Raw genomic sequence first — 10,952 nt, forward strand, 5'->3', positions numbered from 1 at the left:
CCGTAGACGTGGACGGGGCGCCCGCTGCCGGAGCGGGCGCCGCGGGCGTCAGGAGGCGGGCGTGCTCAGGTTCCACGGCGCATGGCGGATCACCGTGGTCGGCACGAGCGCCGACTTCGACCAGCGGGCGGTCGTGCGCGGCGCGTACGGGCTGCGGGTGCTGCCGGGGCGGGTCGGCGCCACGATCGTGGTGGACGAGGAGAGTTGGACGCTGTTCCTGGAACACCACCTGTGGGGCCGCACCTGGCGGCCCAACCTGCGCACCACCCCCGGACCGGTCACCGAACACGACGGCCTGCGCAGCCGGTTGCTCACCAGCAACGACCGCCACTGGCCGGGCAAGCCGCTCGGCTACGTCAACTTCGTGCTGCGCCTGGAGCAGAGCCTTGGCGCGCCGGGCTCCGAGGTGCCGCTGCCGTGGCCGTCGCCGCCGTTGCCGCCGTCGCCGGGGGAGCGCGGGCGGGCCGGCCGGTAGTCCGACGGCCGGTCCGGGGGATATCCCCAGGGCAGGACGGCCCGCTGGCCGGGTGTTGCGGCGGGCGGGTGCCGGTTTGACTGGTCGTATCCGCGCCAGCCGACCGACCGAAAGGCCGTCACCCGTGCCGTTCCGTACGCCCGCCCGTGCCACCGTCCGTACGACCACCCACCGTCGAGCCACCCGCGCCGTCCGCGCCGCCGCCGTCGCCGCCCTGGCCGCCGCGCTGGGCGCCACCGCCATGAGCGGCAGCGCCTCGGCGATCGTCAACGGCCGTGACTCCACCGAGCGTTACCCCTTCATGGCCACCCTCCCGCTGAGCGCCGAGCAACTCCCCGACGGCGCCTGCGGCGCCACCCTGATCGACCGCCAGTGGGTGCTGACCGCCGCCCACTGCGTGGTGGGCGTCACCCTCAAGGGCACCGTGCGCATCGGCAGCGCCCACCGCGACAGCGGCGGCACCGTACGCGACGTCGACCGCGTCGTCGTCCACCCCGGCTTCGGCTTCGGCGACGCCACCCGCCCCAACCACGACGACCTCGCCCTCGTCCGCCTGGACCGCCCCGCCGCCGGGCAGCCCGTCCGCATCGCCGAACACCCCGGAACCCCCGGCACCCCCACCCGGCTGCTCGGCTTCGGCACCGTCGTCGACACCAGCGACTACCAGCAGATGGTCTTCCCCGAGCGCCTCCAGGAACTGCCCAGCCGCATCGGCGCACCGGCCGACTGCGCCCCCGGCTACGCCGACCCCACCCGCCTGTGCACGCTCAGCCGGATCCCGCGGGCCATGGCCTGCTTCGGCGACTCCGGCGGCCCCCAGATCCAGCGCGGCCGCGGCGGCCGCTGGGAACTGGTCGGCACCACCTCCGGCCCCGGCGCCCCCGGCGTGCCCTGCGCGGGCGGCCCCGGCCTGTACACCGACGTGCCCGCCTACGCCCCCTGGATCCGCGCCACCATCGCCGCCGGCTGACGGCCCGGCACCACCGCGCGGCTAAGGTCCCAGGTGAGAACCGTCGCGCCCGAGGAGAGCCCGCCATGCCGACCGACCCCGCCGCCACCGCAACCCCCGCCCCCGCCGCCGCGCGCCCGCACCCCGCGCGCCTCGGCCTGGGCACGGCGGCCGTCGGCCGGCCCGGCTACATCAACCTCGGGCGCGACACCGACCTGCCCGCCGACCGCACCGTCGACGCCCTGCGCGCCCGCACCCACACCCTGCTCGACGCCGCGTACGCCGCCGGCGTCCGCTACCTCGACACCGCCCGCTCCTACGGCCGCGCCGAGGAGTTCCTCGGCCAGTGGCTCGCCGAACACCCCCGGGCCGCGGCCGAGGTGACGGTCGGCAGCAAGTGGGGCTACACCTACACCGCCGACTGGCGGACCGGCGGAGTCGCAGCACACGAGGTCAAGGAGCACTCGACGGCCGTCTACGACCGCCAGATCCACGAGACCCGCGCCCTGCTCGGCGACCACCTGGACGTCTACCTCGTCCACTCCGTCACCCCCGACAGCCCCGCCCTCACCGACCCCGCCCTGCACCGGCGCCTCGCCGCCCTCGCCGCCGAAGGCGTGCGGGTCGGCCTGTCCACCAGCGGCCCCGCCCAGGCCGACACCATCCGCCGGGCCCTCGCCGTCACCGCGGACGGCCGCCCGCTGTTCACCGCCGTCCAGGCCACCTGGAACCTGCTGGAGACCTCCGCCGCCCCCGCCCTCGCCGAGGCCCACGCGGCCGGCTGGCTCGTCGTCGTCAAGGAGGCCATGGCCAACGGCCGCCTGGCCGGCCGCAACGCCACCGGCCCCGACACCACCGCCCTGCGCGCCCTCGCACAGCACACCGGCGCGAGCGCCGACGCCCTCGCCCTGGCCGCGGCCGCCGCCCAGCCCTGGGCCGACACCGTCCTGTCCGGCGCCGCCACCCCCGACCAGCTCACCTCCAACCTCGCCGCCACCCGCCTGCGCCCCACCCCCGAGGACCTCGCGGCCCTCGCCGCCATGGCCGAGCCCGCCGAGGCCTACTGGCGCACGCGGGCCGCCCTGCCCTGGTCCTGACGCGCCCACGGCCGCCCGGTTGTCGGTGCCCGCCCCTACGGTGGGCCGCATGACCGAGCACCCGGACCTCGCCGCCGCCCTCGCCGCCCTGCCCGTCGACCTGCCCGTCGACCTGCCGCCCGGCCGGCTGGTCGCCGAGGACGACGGGCGGCAGCCGCTGCTGTGGATCAGCGACGACCCCGCGCCCGCCGGGCTGTGGCGGCAGCTGCACCGCGCCCACCCGCGGACCGGCCTGTGGCCGCTGCTGCTCAGCCCGCTGGACCGCACCGGCGACGACTACCGGCCCTGGCTGTCCGGCGAGCTGTACCCGGCCGACGCCGCCGAGCCCTCCCTCTACGACCCGCAGGCGCTGCTGCGCCGCTGGTGGAAGCAGGTCGACGAGGACGAGGACGAGGACGGCGACGCGAGCGAGGACGCGAGCGAGGACGCCGGGATCCTGGACGAGGCCCTGGCCCCCTACGGCCGCACCTGGCCCGGCCCCGCCCCCGCCGCCACCGTGCCCGACGGCGCCGCCGGCACCGAGGCCCGGGAGCTGGCCGAGGTGCTGGGCTCCCTCAAGGACGTCCGCCTCGGCCTGGTACGGGCCGGCAGCGGCGCCGAGGCGCTGACGGTCTGCGGCTGGGGCGGACCGGCGAACCACGCCGACACCGGCAGGATCGCCGCCGTGCTCGCCGACTGGGAACGCCGCTTCGGCGCCCAGGTCGTCGAAGTCGGCTTCGACACCCTGGAGTTGAGCGTCCCCGTACCGCCCGCCACGCTCGCCGAGGCGCTCCCGCTGGCCGCCGAGCACACCGCCTTCTGCCCCGACCTCGTCTTCCAGGGCACCGGCACCCTCACCGCCTACGCCGAACAGCTGGTGGGCGCCCACCAGTGGTCCTTCTGGTGGGACTGACCCGACCCAGGGGATACGGGACCGGGGGCCGACACTCCCGGCCCCCGACCCGCCCGGCGGCCGCGCGCCGCCGATGTGGCATGCTGCGCCGGGCCGCGAACCGAGCGCGAGCACCGACCACACCCCCGAGGAGCACGCCCTGAACACCGCCTGCGCCGAAGCCCTCTCCGCAGGACTGCTGGTGCTCGTCCTGGCCTGCGCCGTCGCCCGGCCCTGGGGCTGGCCGGAGGCCGTCGTCGCCGTGCCGGCCGCCGCCCTGCTGGTGGCGACCGGCGCCGTCCCGCTGGAGCACGCCACCGCCGAGGCCGCCCGCCTCGGACCGGTGATCGGCTTCCTGGCCGCCGTCCTGGTCCTGGCCAAGCTCTGCGACGACGAGGGGCTGTTCCGCGCCTGCGGGGCCTGGATGGCGCGCAGCGCCGCCGGACGCCCGCGCCGACTGCTGGTCCAGGTGTTCACCGTCGCCTCGGTCGTCACCGCGGTGCTCAGCCTGGACGCCACCGTCGTCCTGCTCACCCCCGTCGTGATCGCCACCGCCGCCCGCCTGGGCGCCCGGCCCGCACCGCACCTGTACGCCTGCGCCCACCTGTCGAACACGGCCTCGCTGCTGCTGCCGGTCTCCAACCTGACCAACCTGCTCGCCTTCACCGCCAGCGGCCTGAGCTTCGGCCGCTTCGCCGCCCTGATGACACTGCCGTGGCTGGCGGCGGTCGGCGTCGAGTACCTGGTGCTGCGCCGCTGCTTCGCCGCCGACCTGGACGCCGCCCCCACCGAGACCCCCGAGGCCGGACCTGCCCCCGCCATGCCGGTGTTCGCCCTGGCCACCGTCGGCTGCACGCTCGCCGGGTTCGTCCTCGCCTCCGCGCTGGACGTCAACCCGGCCTGGGCGGCGGCCGCCGGCGCCACCGTCCTGGCCGCCCGCGCCCTGGCCCGCGGCCACGCCACCCCCGCGACGGTGGTGCGCTCGGCCGCCCTGCCGTTCCTGGCGTTCGTCCTCGCCCTGGGCATCGTGGTGCGCGCGGTCGTCGACAACGGCCTGGCCGCCGGCCTCGCCCACCTCGTCCCGTCCGGCACCGCGCTGCCCGCCCTGCTCGCCACCGCCGCCCTGGCCGCCGTCCTCGCCAACGTCATCAACAACCTGCCCGCCACCCTCGCCCTGGTGCCGCTGGCCGCCCCCGTCGGGCCCGGCGCCGTCCTCGCGGTCCTGCTCGGCGTGAACATCGGCCCCAACCTCAGCTACGCCGGCTCGCTGGCCACCCTGCTGTGGCGCGGCATCGTCCGCGACCGCGGCGTACCGGTGGACCTGCGCGAGTTCACCCGCCTCGGCCTGCTCGCCGTCCCGGCCACCCTCACCGCCGCGGTCCTGGCCCTGTGGGCCTCGCTGCGCCTGATCGGCGTCTGAGCGGGGCCCTCGATGTTCCGAGCGGCGCCCCGGGCCGGTCAGTACTCGGAGCTGGGGGCCGGTGTGACCGGGCCGAGGTCCGGTGCGTCGCGCAGCTCCACCGCCATGCCGTGGCGTTCGAGTTCCAGGACGACCAGGTCGTTGGCGCCGGCCCGCCACAGCGGGGCGGGGGCGTAGAGGGTGTGCTGGGGGCCGGCGGCGCAGTGGCGGCCGAGCAGGAAGCCGTTGAGCCAGAGCAGTCCGCGGCCCCAGTGGGGCAGGGCGATGAACGCGTCGGCGGGGGAGGGGAGTTCGGCGGTGAAGCGGTGGAAGGCCGGTTCCCCGTCGCGTGCCCCGGCGTCGTCGGTGAAGCGCAGGGCGGACAGGTCGGTCAGCGGCAGGGGCCGGATCTGCCAGTCGAAGAGCCGCTGGTGGCCGTGCGAGACGCCGCGGGTGATGCCCTTGCGGTCGTCCATCTGCGGGCCGTAGTTCACCCGGCCCAGGGCCTCGACCAGGATGTCCAGGACGACGCCGTCGGGCCCGGTGGCCAGCGGCAGGGTCGCGCCGGGGGAGTTGCGCTCCAGCGTCCCGAGCGGGCGGCCGTCCGCGAAGACCTGTGCCCGGTCGGCCAACCCGTCGATGCGCAGCGGCAGTTCGGGGCGCGGTCCGGGGACGCGGGTGCGGTAGTGGATCAGGCCGCGGTCCTGCCCGACCTGCTCCATCGGCAGCGGCGCGGCGTGCCGTCGCGGCCGCGACAGCGCGTCCAGGGCCTCGGCCAGGGGTGCCCGCCCGTGCGCGCGCTCCAGCCGCTGCGGCGCCACCCGGGGTACGGGAGCGGGCAGTTCGCCGTCCGGCAGGGGCAGGTAGCGGCCGATGACCTCGCGCAGGGCGTGGAACTTCTCGGTCAGCTCGCCGGCCTCGCCGATCGGCGCGTCGTAGTCGTAGCTGGTGACGGTCGGCTCGTAGCCGGCGTCCAGCGGGTGGGCGCCGGAGTGGTTGGCGCCGGACCACAGGCCGAAGCTGGTGCCGCCGTGCGCCATGTAGAGGCTGACGGAGGCGCCGGTGGCGAGGAGTTCGTCGAGCGAGGCGGCGGTCTCCTTCGGGTCGCGGACGTGGTGCGGCAGGCCCCACTGGTCGAACCAGCCGATCCAGAACTCCATGGCGGTCAGCGGGCCTTCGCCCTGGTGGCGGCGGAGCACCGCGAGGCGCTCGGGGGCGCGGGAGCCGAAGGTGGCGGTGGCGAGGTGGCCGGGGATGGCGCCGCCCTGCTGCATGGTGTCGTGGGCGCCGTCGGCGGTGAACAGCAGGCAGTCCACGCCGCGCCGGACCAGGCCGTCGCGCAGGTGGGCGAGGTAGGCGGCGTCGTCGCCGTAGCTGCCGTACTCGTTCTCCACCTGCACCGCCACCACCGGACCGCCCCGGCTCGCCAGCAGCGGCAGCAGCTCGGGCGCCAGCGCGTCGAACCAGCCGTCCACCTCGGCCAGGTACGCCGGGTCCGCGCAGCGCAGCCGCAGCCCGTCCACCGCGAGCAGCCGGGCGGGCAGCCCGCCGAACTCCCACTCCGCGCAGATGTACGGGCCGGGGCGCAGGATCACGTCCAGGCCCAGGCCGGCGGCCAGCCGCACGAACCGGGACACGTCCCGCCAGCCGGTGAAGTCCACCGTCCCGTCGGGCAGTTCGTGGAAGTTCCACGGCACGTAGGTGTCCACCGTGTTCACGCCCAGCGCCCGCACCCGCCGCAGCCGGTCCTCCCACAGCCGGGGGTGCACCCGGAAGTAGTGCACTGCCCCGGCCACCACCCGGTGCGGCACCCCGTCCCGCACGAACCCGTCCGCGTCGTACCCGAGCATGCGCACACCCCGCCTTCCCGCAGGACACCCCCGCGGTCCCCGGAGGCCCCGGAGACCCGGCACCGCCGAGCCTAGGTCCTCTCTTTCGGATCACGTCGGATCAGCGCGCGGCGTCGGGGTGCGCGCATCGCAAGGCGGAGGCGGGGGCACCTCCCGGCCGCCAGGCTGGGGGAGCGCCGGCCCGCGGGCGCGAGTTCGGCGACAGGCCCTGGGCCCCGCCTGCGACACCGCGGACGGGAGTCGTGCGTCGTGCGTCCGCTACCGCGGCGGCAGGCCGAGGGTGGGGAGGTGGTCGGCCATCAGGAGGGCGACCAGTTCGCGGCGGGAGCGTACGCCGGTCTTGTGGAGGATGGCGGTGACGTGCTGCTGGACGGTGGGCACGGTCAGGTGGAGCAGCGCGGCGATGTCCTTGGTGCTGGCGCCGCGCACCGCGTGCAGGGCGACCTCCTGTTCGCGCGGGGACAGGCCGTGGGCGAGGATCGCCAGCGGCAGGCGCTGGACCGGGGAGACCGGGGAGGCGACGACGGCGACGCCGCCGCGTCGGCCGTCCAGCGGGGAGGCGTGCAGGGACAGCCACTGGCCGTCGGGGGTGCACACCCGCACCTCGGCCGGCCCGCCGCGGCGGGCGGCCTGGCGGGCGACGGTGAGGAAGCCGCTGGGCACCCCGCCGGTGTGGGCGGTGGGTTCGGCCATCCGCCCGATCAGTTCGCGGGCCGCCGCGTCCGCCGAGCGCAGCCGCCCGTGCCGGTCCAGGATGGCGACGGCCGGGGCGGGGACGGGCGGCAGGCTGCCGGCGCCGCGCAGGGCGGCGAGGTGGGTGTCGCGCAGGGCGGCGCCGATCGGGGCGGCGACGCGCTCGGCCAGGCGCAGGTTGGGCAGGTCGTAGCGGCCGCGGGCGCGTTCGCGCATGAACGCCGCGGAGCCCCAACGGCCGCCGCCCAGGTCGAAGTTGATCCGCAGCTCGTCGCCGTAGCCGCAGGGGTTGAGCAACTCCCGGTAGCGGACGCTGCGTTCGGGGCGGCCGTCGGTGGCCCGGTCGATGGTCTGCACCCGGTGGCCGGCGGTGCGGATCGCGGTGAAGGTGGTGGAGTCCTCGCCCTGGAGCTCCAGGTGCACGGCCTGCTCGAACTGGGAGGGGTCGAGGCCGTCGGCGACGGTGGAGGTGGGGAACCCGGTGACCGGGTCGTTGCCGTGCCAGCAGCCGCCGTCGAAGCCGAGCGGTTCCAGCAGCAGGGTGTGCAGCGCGCGGAACAGCTCGCAGGCGGGCGGCTTGGAGGCCGCCAACTCGCCTATGGAACCCAGGACTTCCCGCTCAACCTCACGTCGTTTGGCCACGGACGGAATCCTACGGAGGCAGGGGCTCCGTGTCCGGTGAACGGACGAGGAAGGACGGATACGGAGCGATGCGGGGGGAGGGGCGCCCGCCTCCGCCGGTGGCCGACGCCCCCGTCGGTCACCGGCCGCCGTGCTCGCGCCACCAGGCGACCGTGGCCCGCAGCTGCTCCTCCAGCGGTGTGGCGCGCACCGTGAACGCGGCCTCGTACGCGGAGCAGTCCACCGTGAACGGCCGGTCGAACTGGTAACGCGTCTCCCGCAGTTCGCGCAGCAGCGGGGAGAACAGCCCCGCCACGGCCAGCGCCGCCGCAGGCAGGCGGCGCACCGCGACCGGGCCGCCGCCGGCCTCGGCGGCCAGCCGCTCGACCATCGCGCGCACCGACAGGGCAGGGGCGGTGGGCACGTGCCAGGCCCGGCCCCAGGCCCGCTCCTCGCCCGCGAGTTCGGCCATCGCCCGGGCCACGTCCGGCAGGTAGGTCCAGCTGTGCGGGGCGTCCGGGTCGCCGAGCGTCGCGACCGGGCGGCCCTTGAGCAGGTTGGGCATCACCCGCGCGGCCAGGTGGCCGCCGTCGGTGACGCCGGGGCCGAAGAAGTCCGAGGCCCGCACCTCCACCGCCCGGATCCGCCCGGCCTCGTGCAGCGCCCGCGCCCGCTCCCAGGCCGCCGCCCGCACCCGCCCCTTGGGGCCGGTCGCGGCGAGCGGCAGGTCCTCGGTCATCGCCCCCGCCACCGGCCCGTAGCCGTACAGGTTGCCGAGCATGACCAGCACCGCGCTGCTCTCCTCGGCCGCCGCGCACAGCGAGGCGCTCAGCGCCGGCCAGAGCCGCGCCCACTGCGGCAGCGGCGGCGCGGCGCAGCCGTGGACGGCCACGGCGCCGCGGGCGGCCCGCGCCAGCGCCGCGGGGTCGCTCGCGTCCAGGGCGAGGTGCTCGACGCCGGGGACGGCCGGCCCGGCGGGGCGTCCGGTACGGGTGGCGACCCGGACCTCGTGGCCCTGTTCGGCCAGCAGGCGGGCGGTGGCGGCCCCGGCGGGCCCGTGTCCGACGACCAGGTGGAAGCTCATCCGCCACACCCTAGTGGCGGCCCCGGACGGGCGGGGCTCAGGCGGGGCGCGGGCGGGGCGTCGGCGATATGCGGGCGGGGCGCGGTGCACTACGCGGTCGGGTGGGGGGGATTGGGGGATTCGGCAAATAATTGGTATGGCAGTCGTAAAAGTGGATCTATGCTGTTGGCGTTTCATGATCCTTCGTACAAAGCAGGTCTCGCTCAAGATGAAGCTGCCCCGGGTGTCCGCCGTCGTCGCGGCCGCCGTTCTGGCCCCCGCCGTCCTCTTCCCCGCCACGGCCTCGGCCACCGACACCCCCAAGCCGACCGGCATCTCCGGCCCCGACACCGGCTCCGACTCCGCCAAGGACACCGCGCCCCAGGGCGCCGACGGCCAGGAGCAGCGCGACCGCGCCGAGGTCAAGCGCATCCTCGCCGACCCGAAGAGCGGCCCCGGCGTGCGCGAGGCGGCCGAGAAGGCCCTCAAGGGCGGCGCCGCCGAGCTGCGTCACTTCCTGACGGTCGAGCACGACGAGCAGACCAGGATCGACAACCAGGTCCGGGTCTCCCAGATCTACGCCGTCGGCGGCCCGGCCGTGAAGGCGGCCGCCAAGGCCGCCCTGCGCGGCACCGACGAGGACATCACCGCGTTCCTGACCACCGGCCAGTACGTCGCCCGCGCCGAGGACGAGGACCGCGCCAAGATCGCGGCCATCCTCGCCGACCCGCTCACCGGCCCCAAGGTCCGCGAGGCCGCCGAGAAGGCCCTCAAGGGCGGCGCCGCCGAGCTGCGCCACTTCCTCGAGGTCGAACTCGCCGAGAAGCAGCAGCCCGACAACCGGCTGCGCCTCGCCCGGATCGCCGACGGCGCCGAAGGGGCCGGCCCCGCGCTGCGCCTCGCCGCCGCCGTGGCGCTGAACGGCAGCTACCAGGACATCCTCGACTTCCTGGCGACCGGCCAGTACGCCGCCCGCGCCGAGGACGAGGACCGCGCCAAGGTCGAGGCCCTGGTGGCCGACCCCAAGACCGGCCCCGGCGTGCGCGAGGGCGCCGAGCAGGCCCTCAAGGGCGGCGCGGCCGACCTGCGGACCTTCCTGACGACCAAGCTGCCCAGGCTGCGCGCCGACGACAACCGGGTCAAGCTCAGCCAGCTCATGGACCAGGGCGGCCCGGGCGTGCGCGAGGCGGCAAGCAAGGCGCTGGACGCCGGCACCGACGCGGCCGTCGAGGCCTTCCTCAACGAGGGCTTCGCCAAGGCCCAGTTCGAGGACGACCGGGTCGAGGTGCTGCGCGTCATCGCCGACAAGGAGACCGGTCCGGTCACCGCCGCGGCCGCCCAGAAGGCCCTGGACGGCAAGGCCGAGGACGTGCGGCGCTTCCTGACCGTCGAGCTGCCGAACCTGCGCTTCAGCGACAACCGGCTGAAGGTCTCCCAGATCATCGAGACCGGCGGCCCCGCGGTGAAGAAGGCCGCCATGGCCGCCTACGAGGGCAGCTACGCGGACCTCCTGGCCTTCCTCAAGGACGGCTGGGCCAAGGCCCGGGCCGAGGACGAGGCCGCGGCGGCCAAGCAGGGCAACGGCTCGGGCAACGGTGCGGGGACGGGTGCGGGGACGGGCGCGGGCACCGGTGGCACCGGGCAGCAGCCGCAGACCGTGCAGCCGGTCGGCCTCACCACCGGCACCGCCACCGGGACCGGCACCACCACCGGCACCCGCACGGGCAGCGGCAGCACCGGCACCACCGGTTCCGGCGCGCTCGCCGCCACCGGCACCGACGGGCTCGGCTGGGAGGCCGGCGGCGCCGTCGCGGCCCTCGCCGCGGGCGCGGCGCTGGTCGTGGCCGCCCGCCGCCGCTCCACCGAGAGCTGACACCCGGGAGCTGACACCTGGGAGCAGAACCCGGGAGCTGACACCCGGAGGCTGACATCCC

The 10,952-nt window shown here is 76.3% G+C and carries 9 protein-coding genes; 6 read left to right on the forward strand and 3 right to left on the reverse strand.

Annotated elements, in window-relative coordinates; all coding sequences use genetic code 11:
- The first annotated feature begins 61 nt into the window (after positions 1-61).
- The 5 genes from ACFU6K_RS17500 to ACFU6K_RS17520 all read left to right on the forward strand — a co-directional run bounded on the left by ACFU6K_RS17500 (position 62) and on the right by ACFU6K_RS17520 (position 4,812).
- Positions 62-475 (forward strand): hypothetical protein, encoded by a 414-nt coding sequence (locus ACFU6K_RS17500; protein ID WP_380663927.1) that lies wholly within the window; start codon positions 62-64, stop codon positions 473-475.
- A 124-nt stretch (positions 476-599) separates the two neighbouring features.
- Positions 600-1,445 (forward strand): S1 family peptidase, encoded by an 846-nt coding sequence (locus tag ACFU6K_RS17505; protein ID WP_380663929.1) that lies wholly within the window; start codon positions 600-602, stop codon positions 1,443-1,445.
- Positions 1,446-1,510: 65 nt separating this feature from the next.
- A complete protein-coding gene (locus ACFU6K_RS17510; RefSeq protein WP_380663930.1) occupies positions 1,511-2,521 on the forward strand; it encodes an aldo/keto reductase in 1,011 nt (336 codons plus the stop codon).
- Between the two features lie 49 nt (positions 2,522-2,570).
- Complete coding sequence (locus ACFU6K_RS17515; protein ID WP_380663932.1) at positions 2,571-3,413, forward strand: DUF4253 domain-containing protein; 843 nt, start codon at positions 2,571-2,573, stop codon at positions 3,411-3,413.
- Positions 3,414-3,552: 139 nt separating this feature from the next.
- A complete protein-coding gene (locus ACFU6K_RS17520; RefSeq protein ID WP_380663939.1) occupies positions 3,553-4,812 on the forward strand; it encodes an SLC13 family permease in 1,260 nt (419 codons plus the stop codon).
- A 38-nt stretch (positions 4,813-4,850) separates the two neighbouring features.
- On the opposite strand, the gene ACFU6K_RS17525 is transcribed toward ACFU6K_RS17520, so the two are convergent.
- The 3 genes from ACFU6K_RS17525 to ACFU6K_RS17535 form a co-directional block, all read right to left on the reverse strand.
- The gene (locus ACFU6K_RS17525; protein ID WP_380663933.1) at positions 4,851-6,641 is read right to left on the reverse strand and encodes a beta-galactosidase family protein; all 1,791 of its coding nucleotides are present in this window, start codon (positions 6,639-6,641) and stop codon (positions 4,851-4,853) included.
- Positions 6,642-6,899: 258 nt separating this feature from the next.
- Entirely contained in the window at positions 6,900-7,976 is a 1,077-nt protein-coding gene (locus ACFU6K_RS17530) for a LuxR C-terminal-related transcriptional regulator (protein WP_380663935.1), read from the reverse strand.
- 118 nt (positions 7,977-8,094) lie between these two features.
- Positions 8,095-9,039, reverse strand: coding sequence for an NAD-dependent epimerase/dehydratase family protein (locus ACFU6K_RS17535; protein WP_380663936.1), 945 nt, complete (start codon positions 9,037-9,039; stop codon positions 8,095-8,097).
- Between the two features lie 175 nt (positions 9,040-9,214).
- Between ACFU6K_RS17535 and ACFU6K_RS17540 the strand changes: the two genes are divergently transcribed.
- The gene (locus tag ACFU6K_RS17540; RefSeq protein WP_380663938.1) at positions 9,215-10,891 is read left to right on the forward strand and encodes an ALF repeat-containing protein; all 1,677 of its coding nucleotides are present in this window, start codon (positions 9,215-9,217) and stop codon (positions 10,889-10,891) included.
- Positions 10,892-10,952 lie beyond the last annotated feature (61 nt).

Source organism: Kitasatospora sp. NPDC057512, assembly GCF_042802135.1.
GTDB lineage: Bacteria > Actinomycetota > Actinomycetes > Streptomycetales > Streptomycetaceae > Kitasatospora.